The sequence below is a fragment of the Clostridium beijerinckii HUN142 genome, assembly GCF_000621745.1.
GTDB classification, from domain to species: Bacteria; Bacillota; Clostridia; order Clostridiales; family Clostridiaceae; genus Clostridium; species Clostridium beijerinckii_A.
Genome location: NZ_JHXK01000013.1, coordinates 162,747 through 188,033, shown reverse-complemented (window position 1 = coordinate 188,033; position 25,287 = coordinate 162,747). Strand labels below are relative to the sequence as shown.

Annotated in this window: 21 protein-coding genes; 1 reads left to right on the top strand and 20 read right to left on the bottom strand. The window is 28.6% G+C overall.

The genetic code is table 11. The features are described 5' to 3' along the window. Positions 1–156: 156 nt before the first annotated feature. The 13 genes from galU to T483_RS28860 form a co-directional block, all read right to left on the bottom strand. A complete protein-coding gene (gene galU, locus T483_RS0108675; RefSeq protein ID WP_026886505.1) occupies positions 157–1,047 on the bottom strand; it encodes a UTP--glucose-1-phosphate uridylyltransferase GalU in 891 nt (296 codons plus the stop codon). Next, on the bottom strand, positions 1,044–2,798 hold the full coding sequence (locus T483_RS0108670) for a glycosyltransferase family 39 protein (protein WP_026886504.1): 1,755 nt from the start codon (positions 2,796–2,798) through the stop codon (positions 1,044–1,046). Before T483_RS0108670 ends, galU begins: the two co-directional genes overlap by 4 nt. Before the next feature lie 238 nt (positions 2,799–3,036). Continuing rightward, positions 3,037–5,250, bottom strand: coding sequence for a glycosyltransferase family 39 protein (locus T483_RS0108665; RefSeq protein WP_026886503.1), 2,214 nt, complete (start codon positions 5,248–5,250; stop codon positions 3,037–3,039). Positions 5,251–5,263: 13 nt separating this feature from the next. After that, positions 5,264–6,250, bottom strand: coding sequence for a glycosyltransferase family 2 protein (locus tag T483_RS0108660; protein ID WP_026886502.1), 987 nt, complete (start codon positions 6,248–6,250; stop codon positions 5,264–5,266). A 302-nt stretch (positions 6,251–6,552) separates the two neighbouring features. Beyond that, positions 6,553–8,271, bottom strand: coding sequence for a methyl-accepting chemotaxis protein (locus tag T483_RS0108655; protein WP_026886501.1), 1,719 nt, complete (start codon positions 8,269–8,271; stop codon positions 6,553–6,555). Positions 8,272–8,694: 423 nt separating this feature from the next. Then, positions 8,695–9,861 (bottom strand): iron-containing alcohol dehydrogenase, encoded by a 1,167-nt coding sequence (locus T483_RS0108650; RefSeq protein WP_026886500.1) that lies wholly within the window; start codon positions 9,859–9,861, stop codon positions 8,695–8,697. 809 nt (positions 9,862–10,670) lie between these two features. Next, a complete protein-coding gene (locus tag T483_RS0108645; protein ID WP_026886499.1) occupies positions 10,671–11,828 on the bottom strand; it encodes a metallophosphoesterase in 1,158 nt (385 codons plus the stop codon). A gap of 174 nt (positions 11,829–12,002) precedes the next feature. Next, the gene (locus T483_RS0108640; RefSeq protein WP_026886498.1) at positions 12,003–12,614 is read right to left on the bottom strand and encodes a histidine phosphatase family protein; all 612 of its coding nucleotides are present in this window, start codon (positions 12,612–12,614) and stop codon (positions 12,003–12,005) included. Between the two features lie 25 nt (positions 12,615–12,639). Continuing rightward, positions 12,640–13,650, bottom strand: a complete 1,011-nt coding sequence (locus T483_RS0108635) for a type II toxin-antitoxin system antitoxin SocA domain-containing protein (protein WP_026886497.1) — start codon at positions 13,648–13,650, stop codon at positions 12,640–12,642. 37 nt (positions 13,651–13,687) lie between these two features. Continuing rightward, positions 13,688–14,089 (bottom strand): hypothetical protein, encoded by a 402-nt coding sequence (locus T483_RS0108630; RefSeq protein WP_026886496.1) that lies wholly within the window; start codon positions 14,087–14,089, stop codon positions 13,688–13,690. Positions 14,090–14,276: 187 nt separating this feature from the next. Beyond that, positions 14,277–14,885 carry a thioester domain-containing protein gene (locus T483_RS0108625; protein WP_026886495.1) on the bottom strand — a complete coding sequence of 203 codons (609 nt, stop codon included), beginning with the start codon at positions 14,883–14,885 and terminating at the stop codon, positions 14,277–14,279. 217 nt (positions 14,886–15,102) lie between these two features. After that, positions 15,103–16,398, bottom strand: coding sequence for a uracil permease (uraA, locus tag T483_RS0108620; protein ID WP_026886494.1), 1,296 nt, complete (start codon positions 16,396–16,398; stop codon positions 15,103–15,105). Positions 16,399–16,715: 317 nt separating this feature from the next. Further along, positions 16,716–16,853, bottom strand: a complete 138-nt coding sequence (locus tag T483_RS28860; RefSeq protein WP_242841826.1) for a hypothetical protein — start codon at positions 16,851–16,853, stop codon at positions 16,716–16,718. A 745-nt stretch (positions 16,854–17,598) separates the two neighbouring features. Between T483_RS28860 and T483_RS0108605 the strand changes: the two genes are divergently transcribed. After that, positions 17,599–17,859 carry a hypothetical protein gene (locus T483_RS0108605; RefSeq protein WP_026886493.1) on the top strand — a complete coding sequence of 87 codons (261 nt, stop codon included), beginning with the start codon at positions 17,599–17,601 and terminating at the stop codon, positions 17,857–17,859. A gap of 227 nt (positions 17,860–18,086) precedes the next feature. Here T483_RS0108605 and T483_RS30435 read toward each other — a convergent pair whose 3' ends face one another. The 7 genes from T483_RS30435 to T483_RS0108570 all read right to left on the bottom strand — a co-directional run bounded on the left by T483_RS30435 (position 18,087) and on the right by T483_RS0108570 (position 25,276). Further along, positions 18,087–18,242, bottom strand: coding sequence for an aspartyl-phosphate phosphatase Spo0E family protein (locus T483_RS30435; protein WP_080696947.1), 156 nt, complete (start codon positions 18,240–18,242; stop codon positions 18,087–18,089). 630 nt (positions 18,243–18,872) lie between these two features. Next, a complete protein-coding gene (locus T483_RS28855) occupies positions 18,873–19,157 on the bottom strand; it encodes a hypothetical protein (RefSeq protein WP_026886492.1) in 285 nt (94 codons plus the stop codon). A 262-nt stretch (positions 19,158–19,419) separates the two neighbouring features. Further along, positions 19,420–20,241, bottom strand: a complete 822-nt coding sequence (spo0A, locus tag T483_RS0108590) for a sporulation transcription factor Spo0A (protein ID WP_026886491.1) — start codon at positions 20,239–20,241, stop codon at positions 19,420–19,422. Between the two features lie 604 nt (positions 20,242–20,845). Then, positions 20,846–22,036, bottom strand: a complete 1,191-nt coding sequence (spoIVB, locus tag T483_RS0108585; protein ID WP_026886490.1) for a SpoIVB peptidase — start codon at positions 22,034–22,036, stop codon at positions 20,846–20,848. Positions 22,037–22,264: 228 nt separating this feature from the next. Further along, a complete protein-coding gene (gene recN, locus T483_RS0108580) occupies positions 22,265–23,953 on the bottom strand; it encodes a DNA repair protein RecN (RefSeq protein ID WP_026886489.1) in 1,689 nt (562 codons plus the stop codon). A 19-nt stretch (positions 23,954–23,972) separates the two neighbouring features. Further along, positions 23,973–24,425, bottom strand: a complete 453-nt coding sequence (locus T483_RS0108575) for an arginine repressor (RefSeq protein WP_026886488.1) — start codon at positions 24,423–24,425, stop codon at positions 23,973–23,975. Next, positions 24,422–25,276: an NAD(+)/NADH kinase gene (locus T483_RS0108570; protein ID WP_026886487.1), complete on the bottom strand. Its 855-nt coding sequence runs from the start codon at positions 25,274–25,276 to the stop codon at positions 24,422–24,424. The genes T483_RS0108575 and T483_RS0108570 overlap by 4 nt, the downstream gene beginning before the upstream one ends. Between the last annotated feature and the right edge of the window lie 11 nt (positions 25,277–25,287).

The following is a 25,287-nucleotide window of genomic DNA, read 5'->3' as shown; positions in this document are numbered from 1 at the left end:
ATCTTACGTTACTAATATACCCAACATTAATTAACTATACTCATACTATAAATTTGTTTTTCCTAACTATTGATATATTAATTTATTTATAAAATATTTTTATACAAACGGGGAAAATTATATAAAGTTTGCATCATCTAGACAATGTATTACGTTTTAATGAATCAAATCTAGATTAACACTTCTATCTCTTAAATCTGACAAGTAAGTTATAAAATCATCCCTTAAATCATCGCGTTTTAAAGTAAATTCTATATTAGCTTGAAGGTATCCTAACTTATCACCAACATCATACCTTTTTCCTTCAAAGCAATAAGCATATACTGCTTCTTGCCTTGTTAATTCTTTTAACGCATCTGTCAATTGAATTTCTCCTGATTTTCCTGGTTTGGTACTTTCAAGTATATCAAATATATCTGGCGTTATTATATATCTACCTAAAATAGCTATGTTAGATGGTGCCTCTTCAATTTTAGGCTTTTCTACCATATCACTAACCTTATAAAGTCCATCATCAATCTCTATCCCTTTTATTATTCCATATTTCGGTATATTACATTCAGAGATTTCTTGAACGCCTAATACTGAAGTCTTATATTTATCGTAGCAATTTATCAATTGTTTTAAGCATGGAACTTCATTATCAACTATATCATCACCAAGCATTACTGCAAAAGGTTCATTTCCAACAAAATTTTTAGCATGACTTATTGCATCTCCAAGTCCTTTGGGTTCTTTTTGACGTGTATAGTAAATATCTACCATATTAGATATACTTTGTACCATCTTAAGCAACTCGTCTTTTTTACTATTCTCAAGCTCATCTTCAAGCTCTACAGATTTATCAAAATGATCTTCTATGGCCCGTTTATTTCTCCCTGTTATTATAAGTATTTCCTCAATGCCAGATTCAACTGCTTCTTCTACTATATATTGGATAGTAGGTTTATCTACTATAGGTAACATTTCTTTTGGCTGGGCTTTAGTTGCTGGCAAAAACCTAGTTCCAAGGCCAGCTGCAGGTATTACAGCTTTTCTTACGTTCATAACAATTCACTCTCCTTATTATCAATTTTCAAAGAAAATTTTTTAACAGTGTTATCTATAATAACTTTTACTAAATATAAAACTAATATTACATTAAATAATGAAGTTACTTTCAATAAAACCGCAAAAACTGATGTGTTTGTTTTGAAGAAAACCGTGGAGATGTTGATATAGCTAGTAATACTAAACCCAATAGCCATTATAAAAAATCTCCTGTCTTTTGAATATATAAATGCTAAAATTGATAATGCTACCGCTGGAAATAAGTATCTTTCGTGCATTCCAACCGAAAACGTAAATACTCCTGCAATTTGAAGTAAGGATATTGCTGAAATATACTTTCTATCATTCCCTTTTATATATATAATCCAGCCAATTAAAGTTGTTAGAATTATAAACATAATTCCAATTGTATGATAGTTAAATATAAAAAATGTAGTATTATCATTTTTATAATTTGCCCCTACTAAACCAAAAAAATTGAACGCATTTACAGAAGCATATGGATATTCTGATATTGTCTTTAAATAGAGATTAAAAATCCAAGTTGGACTTTGTTCGTTTACCGAAAAAGGAATTATAATTACAATTACAGTTGCTACCGCTGAAACTGCAGCATATATAAAATTTCTAATTTTTCTTTGTCTAACTAATTCAAAGAAAAGTACTGGAAGAAATATAATTCCCTGTGGTTTCATAAATACAGATAATGCAAACATTACTGATGAAAATACATATTTTTTTTCATATAACAGATATATCGAAATAACAATGAGTAATGTAAATAAAGAATCAACTTGTCCCCAAAATGTGGAATCTATAAAAATTGCTGGATTAAAGATGTAAAATGTGGCCAAAAAAATACTAGTTACTGCATTTAGAAACCTTTTCCCAATCCTATATATAAAATAGGCTGTCACAACATCTGCTATTATAGATGGAATTTTAAGTAATAATATATAATACAAATTAAATACTTGTATATTTGCAATTTTTCCTATGCACCCTAATATGTATATATATACAGGTGGATAATCGGCTTGTCTAGCATTAGCATAAAATTGTGTAAAACCGTTTGCCGCAGTTTCTGCCCAATTTTTAAATAAATTAATATCATTATGTCCATTTATAAGTGTGGAAGCCGAGATTCTTAAAAAGATTCCTGTAAATACTAATGTAATTATTAATAATTTTTCATCTTTATAATTAAATTCTATATTTTTTCGTTTAACTAAACAGTAAACACTACATGACACAATTAGAAATAATACTGAGTATATTGTGATACTTAAAAGATATCTATCATCAACTCCCCCTCTTTGAATATTGCCATTGAACTCTCCTTGTTTAGCATTTTTATTTTTTTCTCTCTGTTTATTTCTATTAGAGTCAAATTGATTATCCCGACTTTCATTTGATCCTATATTATCATCTTTCTGTGGTTTGTCATTCATGCCTATCTCAAATGAATCTGCATTTGGTGAAACTATTCCTTTCGAATCATATTGATTATTATCACTTTTAATATTATTATTCTGTAAATCAGGTTCACTATTATTTAAGGAAGGTATATTATCTGGTAAATTCTCACTATTTTTAATATTTAAAGTCCTTTTAAATCCACCACTTTGTTCCATAATATTATCGCTTTTATAATTTTTTATCGCATAAATGCTAGAAAACATTGATACTAATAATATAAAAGCCAACCCTATTCTAAATATATATTTTTTAAAGTTTACTTCGCTCATTACTATTGTTTCCTTTCACGATATCTAAATATATGCTGCAATTTAATTTCTACATTTTAATCCTAATCAAGCCCTTGACTTACTAAAATTTTAAATGTAATAAAAAAGGGCTTGCTTCTGCAAATATTAAACTATAAAAATCAGCTTTAAAATCGCCTTAAGAGCTAAACTCTTTAGTCTTTGTGTAGCTAAATTTTAATAACTTGCACGAATGCATGCCCTTTTTATTTGAAAAAACTTATTTTAAAATATTTGATTCATCCTTTAAATCATATAATTGTTCCGAATTATTTCCTCCTGGTCCTCCCATATCCTGCCTTACTGAATTGGTATTTTGATTTTCATTTTTGGATTTATTTTTTATGTCGTTACTGTCTTTAACATTTTGTTCATCATTTGATACAACATCCTTATATTGACTTTCCGGAACTAACGTTCCATTTTCAGCAACCCAATTTAAAATTTCACTACTTCCGCCTCTGCCCATGCCCCCAGTGAGTACATATCTTACTTCTCCATTCTTAACCATCTCTTTAAATTCGTCTAAAGAAAGAATTTTATCAGATCCTGAAAATCCACCAAGAGCCATTACTGGTTCACCAGTTTGGATTATTATACTATCAGCGCTTTGTGATGATGGTACGACAAGTGAATATTTTTCAGTTGTTATATTACTTTTTAAGAAATCAAGCAACTTCGAATTTTTACCATTGTCACTTCTTTCCTTGCCAAAACTTGCTCCGCCTCTTTCACTGTTTGAAAGAAGTTCCAATCCAGCAGTGGGAATAGTACTATTTACACTATGAGTAATTGCTGAACTTGATCCAATAAATGGTACTGTTAAAATACTAACCATAGAAATTCCTAGCAATATCTTTTTCAAGTGTATGTCCTTATTATCACTTAAATTAGTATCATTTTTTCTTCTAATAAAGCTCAATAAATTTAATATTGCTAATATTAATGAAGTTAAAAAACATAGTAACAAGGCTATTAAAATTATTTTTCTTACACTATCTGATAGGTTATTTGAAAAATAAGATAACATCATCATATTAACAAAACCTTCTATAATTAACGTTATTGGTAATAACCATGATGCCCATTTTTTTTCATTATAAAGCTTCCACATTATTACTATTCCAATTCCAGCTAATGCTGCTGCTGGCGGTGCCATCATTGTTAAATAATATGGATGGAACAAACCTGTTGTGTAGCTAAAATAGATGAATTCAGGCACTAACCATATGATCCATAATGCTAACGATATTTTTCTTTTATTATCTAACTTTAATCTTAGTTTTTCTTTTATAGCACCAGCTACAAAACCTAATAATGCAAGTGGTAAAAACCAAACTATTTGATCAGATAAACTATTTTTAGAAAATAATCTTGTTATTCCTGCTTTTGTCTGTCCTCCAAAAGAGCCTTGAAGTCCTCCTTGTCCCCCTGGGCCTCCACCTAGCATTCCTCCATTAGGCGCTTCCTTCACACTTTCATTATCTTGTCCATCTCTGTTTTGTAACTCACTTCCAATTCCATTAGAATTTCCTTTACTCACTTGTTTATTCTGATCATTACTTATCTCGATATTATTGTATGATTGCATTTGTCTATCATCTTTTTTATTATTACTAGCATTAGGTCCCTTATTTGATTTACTGCCAAGTCCAAGTCTTTCTAATCCATTGTGACCAACTATAAGTTCCATAACACTATTATCTGTACTGCTACCAATATAAGGTCTATTTTGTGCTGGCACTAGATCTACAATTAATGCCCAAGACAGTGATACTGACAAAAGAATAAATGTCCCTATAACAACATGAGTTATTCTCTTTTTTAATGTTATAGATGAAGAAAGAAGGTATGTTATATAAATTGCTGGTCCAATCATATATGCTTCTAGCATTTTTATATTAAAACCAATTCCAACAAGTATTAAACTTAGATAAAGATATTTAGCCTTTCCACTTTCAGCAGCTATTGTAAGAGCCAAACAAGCAAAGAGCAGTGTTAAGACAAGCAAGTTATCTATGGTGTTGTTTCTGCTTGCTGCTACAAAAACTGGAGTTACTGAAAGACATAATCCTGAAATAAGTCCCGCTACACTCCCAAAAGATCTTTTCACTAGAAAATATACAAGATAAACTGAAATTACTCCAGCTAATGCTTGCGGTAATAATATACTCCATCCGCTAAATCCAAGTATCTTAGCAAATAAAGCCTGTATCCAAAATCCCATTGGCGGTTTATCAATTGTAACAAAACTCCCTGGATCGAAGGATACAAAAAAGAAATTTTTAATATTCATAGTCATGCTCTTTACTCCAGCAGCATAGTAACTATTACCATATCCTTCAATTCTTATATTAGCAAAATTCAATATCGCAGATAATATTAAAATTAAAGATATACTTATATTCTCTTTAGTTAATTTTAATTTCTTCAAATTCGTTCCCCCTCTATAATGTCTTTTTCTCTAGATTAATAATATTATATTTTTTACTTGATCTATTATAATTTGTTGTACTCGAAATTATATAAATTGGCCTGCCTTTACTTTCATCAAATATTCTTCCAATATACTGCCCCATTATTCCAATACAACCTAAAACTACTCCAAACATCATCATGTTAATTCCTACCATCATTGTAATGTTCAATAAACTACTTTTATTAATTATAGACTTAATAATATCAACAAACATTAAAACTATTCCAACTAACAAAGCTAGAGCTCCAAAATGTCCTGCAATAATAAGTGGCTTATATGATAGTGATGTTATACCATCACATGCCAACTTAAACATCTTTTTTAAAGGGTATTTAGTTTCTCCTGCAAATCTTTCCTGTCTTATAAACTCAACATAAGTCTGCTTATAGCCAACCCAACTCACAAGTCCTCTTACATATCTATTTCTTTCTGGTAAAGCTATTAGCGTATTACAAACTTTCCTATCTATAAGTCTGAAATCTCCTGTATCTACCGGAACATCAACTGTTGTCATGCTTCTTAATAATCTATAATATACTCTTGCAGTAAATTTTTTAAAAAAGGTTTCCCCTTCTCTCTTTACTCTTTTTCCATAGACAACCTCATAGCCTTCTTTCCATTTTTCAATCATTTTAAGCATTACTTCTGGTGGATCTTGAAGATCAGCATCTATCACAATAATTGCATCTCCTAATGCTAAATCCATCCCTGCTGTTATCGCTGCTTGATGACCAAAATTTCTTGAAAAATTGATAAGTTTTATATTCTCATCTCTGCTACATATTTCTTCTGCTATTTCTCTTGTTCTATCTTTACTCCCATCATTTACAAATACAATTTCATAACTTTCATTTATGGAATCCATAACTTCCTTAAGTCTTTTGTAGCTTTGATTTATGACAAGTTCCTCATTATATAAAGGTACTATAATAGAATAAACTATTTTATCATTCATATTTATCACCTCAAATATTATTCATAAATTAAATGTTGAGTTGTAAACTCTCTTAAATCTATATTTATATTCTAGAAAATAATTGTCACAGTTTTGTTACATTCTAATTACAAATTATATACAATTTAAGTAAACATCATTATAAAAGATTTACTTGTAGACTTACACTAATGTAATTAGACAAGATAGATCTCTCATCAAATGAAAAAATAGTTTATAAAAAAAGATAGCACTTCATCTTGAAAGCGCTATCTTCATTTTAAATAATATAATTTTTAAATAAATTTATTAATTATAATTGCTTATACCTTAAATTGGTTTACAACTTCATTTAGCTTTTCTGCTAACAGCGCCTGCTGTTGTGCAGCTTTTGCTACCTGCTCTATTTCACTTGTTGTTTCACTTACACTATCTTTTATTGTTTCAGCATTTTCAGATGATTTCTGTGCAATTTCAGCTGTATTCTGTACCACATTAGTTATTTCATGAATTGTTGCTGTAAGTTCCTCTGACATAGAAGCTATTTCTTCAGACATATTTGCTACAAATTCAGCATCATTATAATATTGATTTCCCATATTCTTCATATCCTCAAATTTGGAATTTACATCTTCTTTTATAAAATCTAATACTTCTACGTTATTATCAGAAAGATTTCTAAACGCAGCTTGTACTTTTACTATTGTATCTTTTATAATAGTAACCGCCTGGGATGCCCCTTCCGCTAACTTCCTAACTTCTTCTGCTACCACTGCAAAACCTTTTCCATGGTCTCCTGCTCTCGCTGCTTCAATTGCCGCATTAAGAGCAAGTAAGTTTGTTTGCTCTGATATATCAGCTATAGTATCTGCCATGGCCTTTATATCTTCTACAACCTTGCCAGATTCAATTGCTTTAACCCCCTTTTCTCTCTTTTCTTCATATAATCTTCTTGCTTCCTCTAATGATGCTTTACCTTGGCTTTGTACTTCTGTGGCTCTTTCTTTTGATTTACTCGCATTATTACTTCCCTCCATTGATTTACTTGATAGCAAATTAATGTTGGAATCCACTTCCTGAATAGATGCGCTTATTTCTTCTGATGATGCACTTGTTTCTTGCAAATCATTTGATATATTTCTAATTGATGCGTCTATGCTCTCTACAGTTGTTGTTAATTCCTCCACAGTAGCAGAAAGTTCTTGACTAGAGGCGTTCATATCCTGTGATCTTTCCATTATCTCCTTCACTAAAATACTAATATCATTTTTCATTAAAAATATGGAATTAGCTAGCTCCCCCATTTCATCCTTTCTTTTTAAAAGTAGCTCAGGAACTGATACTGTAAAATCTCTCTTGGCTAAAACTCTAATGCATTCTACTGATAATTTCAATGGATTAGCAATTGTTTTAGATATAATAACTGATAAAGTAGTGGCTATCACTACGGACAAAAAACCTAATACCATAAAAATATTTCTAGAATAATTAAAACTATTGTTATTTTGAATATTTATTTCTTGTGCTTTATCAGCATTATATGTCGCCAAAGCTTTTAAGTTTTTTTGAAATTCATCTACTTTCCCAGTTATTGATTTATATTTTTCCAAAGCCTCTTCTTGCTTTCCTTCCATAGCTAATTTTATAATTTCATCTCTTGTCGCTCTATATTCTTTAAGATCATTCTCAACTAATGGTACGGTTTCTAATTCAAATTGTTCAAGCTCAGTTTCTTTATAAGCCTGCCAGTTTTTATCATATGCCTTTACTCTATCTTTAATATCATTCAATTTCTTATTTTGTTCTTCAGTATCTTTTACGTTCAAAATAATATTATATGTATCTGCTTCTATTGCTCTTGATTGGTTCCTATTATCATTTAGCCACTCTACTGGAAGCAATCTCTCTTTGTACATAGATGTTACATTATAATTTGATTGCAAATTATAATAATATCCAATTCCCCCCATAAAGATAATCAATAAAATCATTATCCCTGAAAATAAGAAAATTTTCTGTTTAACTTTTAAATTATTAATCATATTTTATCCCCCTTTAAGCATCGAAAACTTAATTTAATCGTTTAATTATTTAATATTTACTCCTACTAAAATATAATAATAGACCAATTAAAACTATTAAGTTTGAACCGGCCTTTTGTAACTTTAAGTATAAACTACTAAAGCATTTAATGAAAATAACTCATCACATTCTTCTATATTATTGCATTAAATTACATTATATGACCCCTAATCATTTCGTAACAATTGTTATTTTCTTAATATTAAAGTAATTTTATCATTTAAATAAAAAAATAACAATAAATATTATTGTTTTCCGATAATTTTTTTCATAATAAAAAGCCCTCGATAGAGAGCTTTTTATTATGAAAATCAAAATCATTGATTTATACAATCATATTGCTTTATTCTTATGTTTTTACATTTATATATAAATACTAAGTATTATAGTTCAACCTTTGTTCCATAATATGTGCATTCAAATAGTTTTTCCATTGTCGCATCATCTATTTCTCTAGGATTTGATCCTGTACATGCATCTAACACTGCGTTATGAGCAATGAATGAAAGATTTGCTTTAAAATCATCCTCTGTAACTCCATATTCTTTCATTGAATGAGGAATATTCAAGTCACTATTCATTTTATTAATCATTCCAATTAATGAATCAGTTAATTCTGTATCTGTATTTCCTTCTAATTTTAATGCTCTGGCAATATCAGCATACCTATCTTCGCATTTTGTTCTATTATATTGAATTACATATGGTAAGAATATAGCATTTGCACACCCATGAGGAATATGGAATACAGCACCAACCTTGTGAGCCATTGAATGAACTATTCCAAGTAACGCATTAGAAAATGCCATTCCTGCTAGACATTGAGCCTCATGCATTAAGTTTCTAGCTTCCTTGTCTCCTTCAAATGATTTAATTAAATTTTCTTGAACCATTTGTAAGGCTTTGATTGCCAAAGGGTCAGAAAAATTTGATCTAAGTGATGCAGTATATGCTTCTATAGCATGAGTTAGTGCATCCATTCCAGTATGAGCTGTTAATGTTTTTGGCATAGTTTGAGCTAATACTGGGTCAACTATTGCTATATCTGGAGTTATGTTAAAATCAGCCAAAGGATACTTAATCTTTTCTGTATAATTCGTTATAACTGAAAATGCTGTAACTTCTGTAGCTGTACCACTTGTTGATGGAATAGCTACAAACTTAGCTTTTTGTCTAAGCTCTGGCAATCCAAATGGAATAACTGCTTGTTCAAAAGTAAAGTCTGGGTATTCATAGAATATCCACATAGCTTTTGCGGCATCTATTGGTGAACCTCCACCCATAGCAATTATCCAATCAGGCTCGAAGTTTCTCATTGCTTCGGCACCCTTCATTACTGTTTCTACCGATGGATCTGGTTCTACTCCTTCAAACAATTCTACTTCCATTCCTGCTTCTGCTAAATAATCTTCAACTTGTTTAAGAAAACCAAATCTTTTCATTGATCCTCCACCAACAACTACAAAAGCCTTTTTACCTTTTAAGGTTTTAAGTACTTCCAGCGCCCCTTCTCCATGATATAAGTCCCTAGGTAAAGTAAAACGTGCCATAAATTTATACCTCCTAAAATTCATCTGTCATTTTTATTTGCTTTTAACCACATTAATTATGTAAAGCAATATTTATGCCAAATGTTGTATTTTATCAATTTATTATATTAGTTTATGTAATATTCTGGTATAGTTTATCGCATAATTTTTATTTCATAAGAATACAAAAAAGGATATATTTACCTAGAAATAAGGGGTCCTAATCCATAAATTTATATATATGATTTAAAATATATTAATAGAGCAATTTCTCTATTTATCAAAATTCTATAATCTAATTATTAATAATATTGCTTTTCCGTGGCAAATTTGCCGTCCTAAAAAAATACACTTTATGATTACATTGTTCAATTTTATTACATTGTAATTTTTTAGGACATATTCTTTCAATCTATACTCTTTTCTATCGGATTTATTCCTAATGATTTGGCTTTTATCTGAACTCACAATAACTAATACTGTATCTACAGCTTTTACTATTTAAACTACTAAACCTACAGACTTAATCCTGACCCACAAACTTCATTAACTGTAAATACTAAAATTCCCTATGAATAGTTATGGATTTGCAGCAGCTTGACTAGCTGAATTTTCTCCTAAACTTGCTTGAAGCACATTTCAAAAAATGACTTCAATAATTTTTAACTCTTCTTATTAATAATAAAAGGTTATATGAATTTATATTCTAAATACATATAACCTTAAAGACTTAAAATAGTACTTATAATATACGTACTGTTTTAAATTATGCGATTACAATAGTTACTAGGTTCTTATCCTAAATTATTATAGTCAATGGAAATATTCCTTTATTGAAATGTTACATTTATATTTACTATCTCACATTTACTCCCAACTCGTATAGGCGGTCCCCAGGTTCTTGTACCGCATGAAACGATTATTTGAAATTTATTCATTTTTAAATATCCATAATCAATTTTAAATACTCTTTTCGTTATTAAATTAAAAGGAAAAAACTGTCCTTTATGAGTATGACCTGATAATTGTAAATCAATTCTTTCGCTAACAGGTTCATTTAGATTATTGGGCTGATGATCCAATACTATTATAGGTAATTCTCTACCTATTTCATTTACAGTTTCTGATAGATTTTTTCGTTTTACCCTACTTATTCTTTCATAAGAGATATCTTCACGTCCTATTAAATAAAAGCTATCATGAATCTTTACATAGCTATCTCGTAGTATATTAACTCCTACTTTTTCCAAATTATTTATTCTATTTGATGAATCCCCATTATGATCATAGTCATGATTCCCTAAACATGCATAAATCCCATATTTGCTCTTTATTTTTTGAAAATCACTTTCTATTTTAGAAAAATCATAAGTTATCATATCTCTATTAGAATCTATTATATCTCCTGCAATTAAAACAATATCTGGTTGTATAGAATTAATCTTATCAATTAATTTTTCTACTCCTTTATCCATTAAATCACTTAGATGAATATCCGATAAAAGCGCTATTCGCAATTTGTTTATCTTTCCGGATTTTTTAGGCAATTTTATATTGTATGGCGTAATTATTACATTTTTAGCATTTATCGTTCCGTATAGAATTATAATTATTACAGTAAAAAGAACTATCAAAGCAAGATAAAAAGAAATATTTGAGTTAGATTTAATATCACTAGATATAATGTGTAAAGTATGACCTAAAATAAAAAAACACTCAATTGTACCAATAAGTATTGCAAAGTACACTACAGCCGCAAGCCAATATGATGCCATCAAATAAATTCCATCTTGAAGAAATTTAGGCAGATGGCGATTCCATATGACTCCGACTAAGCTTATTATAAATATAATAAAAAAAAAGCTAAAGTATATTTCACTATTTAAAAAAGGCATTATATCACACAAATTTCTCCAAAACCATATGCTAATGTAATAATTTATTCCAGAATATAAAATCAGTATAATACTTATCATTATGTATATCATTCTCATTGCTCCTTATGAATCTTACCAAAATATATTTGGGATGATTTCAAAAAATTCATTAGTAAAATAATTTTTATCTATTTATTAGATTAGTTATTTATATTTAACATTTAGTATGTTTTCACGCCTTTTATAGAACTAAATTTATTGATTAACTCATACAATTTTAATGCATTAATCTAAATGAGTTGTATCATTTAAGCTAACTAACATTGGCATCAAATCATCATTGAAAGTTATTTTATTAATACAAGTATTACCAAGTGCTATTTTATGATACATTGTCATATCCCATTCAAATATTCCTATAAGTCCGGCTTTTATTATCCCTCCATGAGCAACAATTACTATCTTCTCACCTCTATGTTTAGATACTATGTCTAAAATACACTTCTTAGCTCTACCTACTGCATTACGGATGCTAGAATCTCCACCGCAAATATAACTTTCTTTTTTATCAGTTCTCCAAGCTTTAAAAACATCAGGATATTTTTCACTAATTTGCTGAATAGTTAGTCCTTCCCACTCACCAAAATTAATTTCTCTTATCTCAGGTTCTATTATAACTTCTTTATCGGTAATTGATGCCAATATATTTGCCGTTTTAAAGGCTCTGCTTAATGGACTAGCATATATCCAGTCAAATGTTCCATTAAGTCTATTTTTTAACACTTGGGCTTGCTTTATACCTTCCTTTGATAACTCTATATCTGTACACCCTTGAAATTTTCCCAAAGCATTCCAATCTGTTTCTCCATGTCTAATAAGTAATAATGTAGTTTTCATAAGTTACCTCTTTCTTAGCTCCATATTAAATAGATATTTTATCGAATAAATCTCTACTATAATTTTGTATATCTAATAAACTATTAATATTATATTTTTCCTTAATATTAGTAAAATACTCTTGAATCAAGCTTTTTTCAATTACCTTATTAAGCTTACCACATTTAATTCTCTTTCCATTAATAGAATTAGTTCTTGTTAATATCCAAGGAGCTTCGTTTTTGCTCATCTCCTTTAATATTTTTCCACTATAGCAACCATAAAATTTTATTATACTTTCTACAACATTCCTTTCAAAATCCTTTAACCTTAATTTATCATTAGCCAATATATCTTTATTAACTTTTTCATATCCAAATTGTTCATATCTTTCACATAAACTCGGATAAACTGGTCCATCCTTCCAAGCTTCGCAATTTTCTTCAAATATAAAATTGCCAGTAAATACATAGTGAAATACTTGTACATAATATAGCAGCTTTTGGATTGATAAAGCTGTAAAATCTTCATATCTTATTAACAAATACTTTATTACTGCATCAATTTTTTCTTCTGTCTGATTTTGTGCTAAGATGTGTCTAATAGCTTGTCTGCTTTTATTGTAATCTACAGGGCTTATCATTTCCTTGTTATTTTGCAATATGATAGAGTAGTAATTAGTATTCTCATATATTTTTCTTAATAAATCACTATTAGAGATTACAATCATATCACCATCTAAATATCTTTCTATAGTTTCGACATTCCATCCTAATACTAGCGAAAGTGATTCTGAATTAATTGAATACTTAGTTTTAATTTTTTGTATTTCATCTACACTAATAATATTATAATTCCTTCTATATTCTTTATATAAATTCATCAAATTGTAATCACCTACGTCTGAAACAAAAATCTCATTACCACAAACATTACAAATAGCTTCTTTCGCCTTGTAATTTACCTCTTCATCTTTTAGTATAGATGTTCTTCTTACTTTATATACTTGATATTCTCTTTCACTAAAGCAATATTCGCAAAATGCTGACTTCTTCATGAGTTCATCCCTCCTTTTAAAATGGAGATAATTCCTTTTACCTAAAAATGTATGTAATGGGCTTATTTCTTTTATGTAGAGAAACCAATACTCTATACTCATTTACTTCATTACATATTACATCAAACTTTAAATAAATATCTACTATTTCTCTCTTATCTTCAACATTGTACAACTCTTTTTGTAGACAAAATACGTAAAGATCATTTTGCTCAACTCCATTCTTTACGTTTTGAAGACCATAACAAAAATCTTTGTAGTCTATATCACATAATATGCCTATTCTCTTCTTTTGATTTATGTTGTATTCTTCTACAAATTGAATATTTTCTGACTTATTTTCTTCTAAAGATATAGTGTATCTGTCTTCACGAACACAGTCCTTAATAATTTCAACTAAATTCTTAATTTGTTCCTTACTATAATCCTTTAGCAGCAATCTTCTTCACCACCTTGGTTACTTCTAATAATCTAACAAAAGGTTATCATTTTAAAGGATTGGTGTCAATAATAGCCAAGATTTCCTTCTAATTTAATTAACTATTAATGCTGTTACAAATTATTTTTTTAATTCAGTACAAAATGTTAATTCTGTAACAGCATTAACATGTAAAATATAGTCTTATTTAACCTTCTTGTGGTGCATATTCTGTTTGAATTGACTCTGCTTTTTCTTCTGATACTAAATCATCAGTATAAACAACTACAATTTCTTGTATAGATTCATCGCTTGTTTTATATACTTTACTTCTTATTTTACTTGAGTATTTCCCGTTTACTCCGTCATTATATATGCTCTTTATAGCGTCTACTATCTTAGAGTTATTTCCTTTTATTTTGTTAACATCGTATCCTTCCATTGAACTCCATATTGCTATCTGAGTTGCGAAATATGCTTCATTTTCATTATCTAGATTTAATTCAGCTACAGATCTATTTGGATATCCTGCAGCAATGGTATTACGAATGGATTCACTTAGATTACTATTTGCCGAAAAATTTTGCCCAGACGGATATTTTTCGTTTATCTCTAAACAATACGCAATATTATTGCTTCCAGCAATTCTTATTCTTCTCGCTGTAAGATCATAGCCATCGTACTCTACTGTATATAATGGTTCCTTATCAGTAGTTATTTTCACGCTATTAGCATCAGCGCCAATGAAAGCAAAACTCATAATTACGTTAAAAATAATAAAATAACTTAATACTTTTATGTATCTTTTTAATTTCATTTGTATTCCTCCTATACATTTATCTTCATACATAGTTTCTCTTTTAATACTCTTATATATTCATAAATTAACTATAAAAATATAAATAGTTAAATATATCTACTTTCTTTAATTTTATACTTCTTTTCTTTAAAATAAAAAATGCCATTAGTATTCATTAATACTAACAGCATTTTTATAATTAATTTCCTTATTTATAAGTACTATATCTTTTGTCTTATTCTACCTCATTCATTATACCTAATTTATCAAATATCATAAAACTTATACTTAACACCATAGCAACTACTGTTGCTAATCCCATTCCTTTAAGTTCAATAGTTCCTAAGGTTAATTTTATACCACTCAATCCTACTATAAATATTACCGAAGTTAATATTAAGTTTCTCGATTTAGAAAAATCAACTTTTTCTTCAATAAAAGTTCTTAACCCTGAAGTTGCAATAGTTCCAAATAACAAGAAGCTTATTCCTCCAATAACAGGTGTTGGAATAGTACTGATAAGTGCTGACATTTTTCCCGAAAATCCTAATAAAATTGATACTAAACCTGCTCCGCATATTACATATACACTATATACTTTAGTTAGAGCTAAAACTCCTATATTTTCACCATAAGTTGTTGTTGGTACAGAACCAAACATTCCCGAAATAATAGTTGATAGCCCGTCTCCAAGTAAAGATCTATGAAGTCCAGGATCTTTCGCTAAATCTCTCCCAACAATGCTACTAGTAACTTTTAAATGGCCAACATGTTCTGCAATTACTACAAATGTTGCAGGAAGTATAGTTAAAATTGCATTTAAACTGAAATGTGCAACCTTTATATTAGGTAATACAAAATAATTTGCATTATTTATAGTACTAAAATCTACTAATCCCATAAAAAATGCTGTAGTATATCCAACTACCACCCCTATTAATATAGGTATAACTTTCAAGAATCCTTTCAATAGGATATTACATAAAATTACTGTAACTAGAGTCACCATCGAAACAATTACCCAAGTTATGTTTAAAGTTTGAGAATTACTTAATCCTACTGGAAAACCTGCTTGATCAGCCGCATTGCTGGCTAATTCTAAACCTATAATTGTTATTATTGATCCCATAGCAGCTGGCGGGAATAATTTATTTATCCATCCCATACCTGTGTATCCCACAATAATTGCTATTATTGAAAATGATATACCAACAAATACAAATCCACCTTGTATTGTCTGAAAATCATATCCTTGACTATATAAAAGTAATACTGGTGATATAAAGGCAAAACTCGATCCTAGGTAAGCTGGAATCTTTTTTTTAGTAATAAAGGCATAAAGTAATGTACCAATACCATTAAAAAAAAGCACTGTTGTTGGATCAATTTTAAAAATAAGTGGTACCAAGACTGAAGCTCCAAACATTGCAAATAAATGTTGGATACTCAATGGAATTGCTCTCTTTAAAGAAACCTTTTCTGCTACATCTATAAAATTTTTTTCATTTTTTAATGACTTATTATTCATCATATGTTCCCCCTTCTTAGTTTCTCTGAACTAAATTAAAAGTATGTTTCTACAAAAATATCATACATTCATGAGTTTTGTCAACAATTCTATATAAATTTCTTTAAATATTCTTATTAAAATTTTAATATCGAGTTTCTTATAGTTGTCATAATCTTGTCACAATATATATTTATAATAGTATTTGAAACAAGATAAAACATTATTTACTCCTATAAAAATACTATAACCGTATAAGAATAGTTCATTTCACCCTAGTGAGCTATTCTTTTTTTATTATGTAAAATATTTTTAACTATATCACTTTATTTAAATTAGTTTTATATTCCTTCCCATAAAACCCCTTTATCAAGCTTGTATTGTGTTATAAATTCTATAGCTGCCACACTATGTTCAAGATCACCATATAATTTTTGTTTTTCTAGTCCCGATATATCATTATTACTTATTAGCAACATCTTATAATTCTTTACTATTGTTGTTATAGCGCTTTTTAGTGCTTCTTCTTGTTGATCCTTTGCAGCTTTCCCTCTTTAACTTCTCTCACACCCTCACACCTTCCATATAAATAAAATATTCTATAGGATTATATCCCCCCCCCTTTTCCAGTGCTAACTTATTTTGCTTACAAATAAAAAAAGACCAAAGAATCTTACCTATCCTTAGTCTAAAACATCATATCTATTTATATACTATCATTCCAGTTATATAACCCAATATTCCCGAAATAGTTATCGCTAATATTTTTAATACTGGAATATTAATTTTTATTTCCATACTCTTTAATCCTCTGTCTTTCTATATCTTAAATTCTAATATTTTAATTATAACATGTACGCTTTAAATTTTCTACTTAAAAAGAATGGTTTGTTTAGGAGACTTTTCATGTCAATAAACATGCAACAAAATTAACTCCATCTATTAATAACCATTTATCTTTCTAATATAATCGATTCCTTTCTTTTTCTAGTATTTTATTAATTATAAAAAATAAAACCACCTAGTCTATCTTGAAGCAAGTGTGTACTTATGTGAACTTTAAAATCATTTTCGGACTAACCCTAAAATATTATCGTGTGTAATATTAAATTAAATATACTAAAATATGAAACCATTTGATTTTACCCACTATCATAATAAATTCAATAAATTAACGTTGAATATCTCGCCAGAATGGATATAATTGTAATAGGAGGTGCGTAAATGGAATTGAATAAAATAAACAATAGGCTTTCTTTAGTAGGAGCATTGCTAGGCTTAACCTTATTCATTGTAGGTGGTTTATTACATACTATCCTAGGTAGTTATATAATAATTATTCCAACTGTTACTATAGTAATTAGTTTCATCCCATTGATTAAATCTAAGATAACTGATATTAAAATTCAAAGTTATTCTGCTGTAGGGTTAATACTTGGAGTATTCTACTTTATTTTATCTTTGTATGAATTGTTAAAATTATAAATTTATAAAACCTTCATATTCTACTATTATCCTAGAAAAAGAAAAGCATGCCTTGCTATTTTCACTTAAGTGTAAATGGCGAGAACATGTTTTTATTATTTTCTGCTCAATATTATTAAACTATTAAACCATTTTTATATTTTTATGAAATAATATGATTTATAGACATTAATCTATGGATGGCCTAAAAAAACATCAATTCTAATTTCTCCAACAATAAAAAATATCTATATACGTTCAATAATAACCATATATTCATTAATTAGCTTGTCTAGTTTTATACTAAGTTCTAATAATTCCTTATCATTAGTAATTATTTCTTTATTTTTAATTAATATATTTAACTCATCTCTAGTGTTTTCAATTTCTCTTCTTATATCCATAGCTTTCGTTCTTCCTTATCCCTTAAATTTATAAACTTTTATCCATATTATACACCAATAACATGTTAATTTCAAACATATGTTCGCACATCTTTTATAATACAAAAGCTTTTTAAGCACTTATCTAAAATTTAGTATAATGATACATTCTATATATCTAACTTAACCTTCTAGTAAGCATCATATTTGTGCATTAATAGTGCTGTTATTATCAGTTTTTTTATATTTACTAGTTGTATATCTTGTATCGATTGCATGTGCAAAATTGTTATAAAATTATCAATTTTAGCTTTTAAACAAATTTTTTAAATTCTTTTCAAAATTCATTACTTTGAAATTCCAACCTCTTTAGCTTGTGAATATATTCTGAGTCAAAGTATCTCTCTTTATAATCAATCCACTTCTTCAAGATACTTTGCATTATTGTACTAAAAAGACGTATCTATCTTTTCTTTCTTTTACAATTTCAGCTGGTATAAATATCGCCTTTTTTTAATTAACATATGATTATTCTTTAAGTTCAATGTTTCTCCTTTTCTCATTCCTGTATCCATAATGAATTGTAGTGCCTATATTCAGCATAAGAGGTCAAATCTAGAGCTTTTATAATCTCATTAAAGTCTAACACCACTAAATCCCCATTAGGCTTCCTACTGTGCTTATAGGCTCTAATTTGTACAGTCGGATTACACTTAAGCACTTAGCTGTCATATAATTATTTACTGTGTACAAAGATACTTGCTTTTCAAAATCTCCTCTTGCTGAAGGATTATGTAACTTTAAAGAATTAATATCTACAGCATATGTATAGTTTCCTTTGTTCTTTGTAAACTCTAAGTAGTTTTTAATATGCCTTGTTGTTACCTTAAGTGGAGTGAAGACATTAACGTCATCAGATAAATATTTTACAAACAACTTTAATGTACCTTAATAGGACTTCGCAGTCTTTTTAGATAAATCTTTGTTCGTGCAATAAATCATAAGGTCATTAATACTTTAATAAAAATCATAAATTCTTTTATCAATTTAGGGTATAAAAATAGACACCTCCCAATCAATTTTTGTTAAAACTGATTAAGTGATGTCTTAATGACATTTTTAATGTTTATAGGTATAAAATTATATTTGTCGTCCTAATTTATAAAGGTTACATAACCTCAAACCTAATAGAATGGTTCTATGATACTTTATTTTTAAGTCTTAATTTATCAGCTATTATAGCTATAAATTCACTATTTGTTGGCTTGCCTTTATCATTATGAACTGTATATCCAAATAATCTGTTTATTGCTTCTATTTGACCTCTACCCCATGCTACTTCTATTGCATGTCTTATTGCTCTTTCAACTCTTGAAGCTGTTGTATTGTACTTTTTAGCAATTGAAGGATATAACTCTTTAGTTACTGCTGATAATAATTCCATATCGTTAACAACCATAGTTATAGCTTCTCTTAAATACATATAGCCTTTAATATGAGCCGGCACTCCAACTTCATGTATTATATTAGTTATTTCTGTCTCCAAATCAATAGGTGCCTTTGTTCTATTTTCACTTGGAGTAGATATCATTGATGATGCATACGAATTTCTCATATTTGTTTCTTGAACTGAAGCAGAGCTATTAAACATTTCTCTGATTCTCTTTGTGAATACTTCCATGTCGAAAGGTTTTACAGTATAATAATCTGCGCCAAGAGTTATTGCCTGTTGAGTAATCTTATCTTGACCTACTGCTGATAATATTATTATTCTTGGAACCTTTTCCAATTGCATTGTATTTAATTTCTCTAAAACACCTAATCCATCTAAATGTGGCATAATTATATCAAGAATAACTAAATCAGGCTTTCTTTCTACTATTAACTCCAAAGCCTCTCTACCATCTTTTGCAATTCCTGTGACAACTATATCTTTTTGATTAAGTAGATAATCATTTAATATACTGCAAAATTCTTTGTTATCATCAGCAATTAGTACAGATATTTTTGAATCTTCCATATTTTTTCTCTCCTTTTGTCCATTCTTTTATTATGTTTGCATTTTAATATATTATTTAACCCCTATAACCATATCATATTAAATAGTTCCATCATTGTACAATATAACACAATATATTACTTCTACAAATTATTGTAAGATCCTTTGACATTAATAGGGTATGTACGTCTACATTTGCAATAGTAATTTTTCTATTAATATATTCCCTTTTACATAAATATCACTTAAGTCTGATTAATATCTCCTTCTCATCTTCCACTATTTGTAAATTATACACTTTTTTGCTCACAAAGTAAATAGGTTCTGACAAAATACTTTTAAAGTATTTTTTTAAGTAAAAATGTAACTATATATTTCCTAAATTCTCAATTATTAAGTGAATACATACTTATTATATAATTATATTTCTTTTTCTACAATCTATATCGAAATTATATATTAATAATTATTTTAAAATTATACAATTTTATATAACGTAAACTCTCAAATCAATACTTTATTTTCCTTTATTCATGTTATATTCCAAAAATTCAAATAATTTTATGTTAATCAAAATAAAAATAAATCTAGGTAGAAATTTTTAAATCTCTACCTAGATTTACTTCTATTTTATTATTCCAGCTTCTTGAAGCATCCATTCTATATAAATTCCATAGCCAGTATCAGGTTTATTTATTAATACGTGAGTAACCGCTCCAACTATCTTTTCATTTTGAATTATTGGACTTCCACTCATTCCTTGAACAATTCCGCCTGTTTTCTGTAATAATCTTGGATCAGTAATTTTTATTACCATGCTTTTTGATCCTGGAATAGATTGATTTAAAGTCTTCTCAATTTCAATATCGAATTCCTGTGGACCACTTTCATCTATTGTTGTAATTATCTTTGCTTTCCCTACACATATTTCATCTCTAAACCCTACTTTAAGAGGTTTAACTTTATTATTTAATGCTTGAGCATTCTTAATTTCACCGAAAATTCCACTTTGAGTATTTTTTTCAATATTTCCAGTTGGTGTTTCCTCATTTAGAAAAATTCCTTTCAATTCACCCGGAGATCCTTTTTCTCCTTTTCTAACACTTATTATGGACGATTCTAACAAGTCACCTTTCTTTACTAAAAATGGTTCATTTGTGTCTGCATCTGTTATTGGATGCCCTAATGCTCCAAATTTTTTCGTACTTGGATCAAAGAAAGTCATTGTTCCAACTCCTGCTGTTGAATCCCTGATCCATAATCCTATTTTATAATCCTTATTATTTTCTTTTTTTAGATGTATTGTTTTTGTAAGATTCTCACCATTTCTTAAAATATCAACTTTTATACTTTCCTCATCACACTCTTTAATTGTTTTTAACAAATCCATTGAATTCTCCATATTTTCACCATTTACTTTTAGTATCACATCACCAATTTCGAGTCCAGCAGCTTTACCTGGGCTTTCTTCTTTCTTATTATTGATTTCAATTTCAGAATATCCAACAATAATCACGCCTTCACTATTCACTCTAACTCCGACTGGATTTCCGCCAGGATATATTTCCAAATCTTTAATTTTTTGTACTTCGACAGCTTTCAGAGGAATCATTCCCAAAAATTTTATCTCATACTCATTATCGTTATCACCAATTTTACTTATCGTATTTCCTATAGGTGCAATTGATTGTACTGTCTTTTCATCTCTTGTATAAATCTTACTTGGTAATTTCCTTATGCTTATTGTGGTAAATAAAATTAGAATAAGGATTGGAGTCATAATTAAACTAGTAGTATATAAAATTTTTCTCTTCATATTTCTCTCCTCCTTTACTTACTAAACTTAATTTTCCCACTGCACGCAAGTCTTATCCTATAGGAACTTTGTTATTGTAGTTAAAAAATTTAGCTTATACTAAATTTTAAAAGTATATATCTTTATTTCTTTTACTTTATATATAAATTTCCAAAATTATAAAAATAAAAAAATAAAACCATGCAATTACATGGTTTTATTTTTACCAATTTTATTTTCTATATGTATTTATTTTTTAATTTCTAACTTTTTTAATTCGCTTAAGTTTATCATTTCCTTAACATTATTTAATGTCGCCTCTGTAACATCATCACCTGCCAGCATTTTGCTTATCTCAAGCTCTTTTTCTTTTTTTTCTAAAACTTTTATCTTTGTAAAAGTCTTATTATCTTTTACTTTTTTCATAACAAAATAGTGATAATCAGACAGTACAGCAATTTGTGGTAAGTGAGTTATGCATAAAACTTGATGCGTATTTGATAATTGGTACATTTTTTCTCCAACCCTTTGTGCAACTGCTCCGCTTATTCCTGTATCTATTTCATCAAAAATCAATGTTGGTATTTCGTCCTTTTCAGCGAAAACACACTTTAAAGCTAGCATTATTCTTGAAAGTTCTCCTCCCGATAATACTTTTTCAAGTGGCATAAGCGGTTCTCCTGGGTTTGTAGATATTAAAAAACTCACCTCATCGAATCCTTTTTCATTGAATTCTTCCTGTCGAATTACACTTATTTCCATTCTTGACTTTTCAAGACCAACAAACGTAAGTTCTCTTAAGATTTTTTCTTCTAAAAATTTACTTTTTCTTATTCTTAGTTCATGAAGAATTAATGCTTCTTTCTCCATTTTAGATAGAATCTCTTTCTCTTTTTCTTTAAGATCTCCTATTATTTGTTCAGAATTCAATATTTCATTATACTCTTTTTTTATTTTTTCATAATAATCTAAAATTTCCGGAATTGTCGGCGCATATTTCTTCTTATAAGTATTTATTTCATAAATTCTAGCATTTACCTTATCTAATGCATCTTGATCAAAAACCACCTCTTCTGCCATATCACGAATCTCACGACTGGCTTCTTCCAAAGTATAAAATGCTTCTTCAATTAATTGCTTATTCTTCTTAATCTTTTCAAAATGATTTTCTACATTAGAAAGCTCATGTATTATCTTTGATATCGAACCAATTACGTTTAACTCTTCGTTTCCACTAAGTATTCCATATGAAATGGATAAACTACTATTAATTTTTTCAGCATTTGCCAAAATATTATATTCATCTTTTAAAATTTCTTCTTCGTCCTTTTTTAATTTAGCTTTCTCAATATCTTCAATTTGAAATTTAAGATAATCTAATAATTTTTCTCTATCCTGATTCCCACAAATCCTATTAATTTCTACTCTTATCTTTATTAAATTTTCTCTTAAATCATTAAATTTATTTATCGGATTTATTATCTCACTTCCTATAAACTCATCTAAATATGATATATGAGTGTTTCTTTGCAGAAGTTCTTGATTTGCGTGTTGACCATGAATATCCAAAAGTTTTGCTCTAATTTTTCTAAGTTGTGAAGTTATTAGACTTTTTCCATTTACCTTTATTAAATTCTTTCCACTCACATGACTTTCCCTTGAAATTATTAACACATCTTCATATTCAATATCTAATTCTTCCAGCACCTCAAAAACTTTTGATTTTTCTAATGAAAATAATGCTTCTACATATGTTCTATCTTCACCAGTTCTTATTAAATTTTTCGAGAATTTTCCACCAAGAACAAAGTCAATTGCATCTATCATAATGGACTTTCCTGCTCCTGTTTCTCCTGAAAGTATATTAAACCCATCACTAAAATTTATCGTTATATCTTCTATCAACGCAAAATTTTTGATATTTAATTGAATTAGCATTTCATCCCACCCTTAATATTTATGATGACATTCTCTTTCTTATTTTATCAACCAAATCTTCAGCACTTTCCAAGCTTCTAACTAAAATAAAAATAGTATTATCTCCTGCTACTGTTCCTGCAATATCCGCACTTTCCAAATTATCAATAGCTTCAGCTGTAATCGGTGCCGACCCTGTTATAGTTTTTATTACAACCATTTTATCTACATTTTCTACTGAAAGTACTGTATTAGCTAAAATATTGCTTAATCTATCGATGATATTTTTTTGTTCTCCTGTAGACACAACATATTTAGACTTACCATTGGTAGATTGCATTTTTATCAACTTCAAATTCTTTATATCTCTAGATACAGTCGCTTGTGTTACATCAAATCCTTCTTTTTTTAATGCATCTGCCAATTCTTCTTGTGTCTCTATTTCTCTTGAGCCTATGATTTCTAATATTTTAGTATGCCTTTTTGATTTCAAAGTTTCTCACCATCACATTCTTTAGAATTATTCAAAATCTTACTTCTTAAGACTTTAAAATAATCATAATCATCAAAGACAAGTAATTTTACACTCTTTTTATTTTTACTTAACTTTACCGAAGTTTCATGATTAATTTTAATAGCCTTCTGACCATCTACAGTCAAATAAATTTTTTCTTCCTCGTGATCCGCATATACCTCTATAACGCTGTCTCCTTTTAATACAATAGTTTGCATACTTTTAGTATGAGGACATATAGGAGTTATTGTTATAAGTTCTAAATCCGGATATATAAATGGTCCTCCTGCTGAAAATGAATATGCTGTAGATCCAGTAGGTGTTGCTATAATAAGCCCATCACCTTTGAATGTCGAATATATTTTTCCATCTACAAATATCGTAAATTTCACCATTCTTGAAAGAGTTCCTCTAGCCAGTACCACATCATTTAAAGCTTTAAGTTCCTCTTTATTTCCAGCTGATTCGACTTTACAATTTAACATCATTCTATCAACAAATTTATATTTTCCATCTTTCAATTTTTCAAGAGCAGTATCAATATCTGATATATCTACACTTGACAAAAAACCTAAGTTGCCTATATTAATTCCTAAGATAGGTGAATTAAAACTCTCGTTTAAGGATCTCGCTATTCCAAGAAGTGTACCATCTCCACCCAATACGATAAGTAAATCAATATCTGCTAAATTCTGCTGTTCTATATCGAATGAATTAAAAATCTCAATCTTTATTAAGTTAAATTTTTCTTTAATTTTTTTTACAACCATATTCAATATTTTATTTTCTGTGTCTTTTGATGGATTAATTGCAATCCCAATATTATTCATAGCCCCTCCAA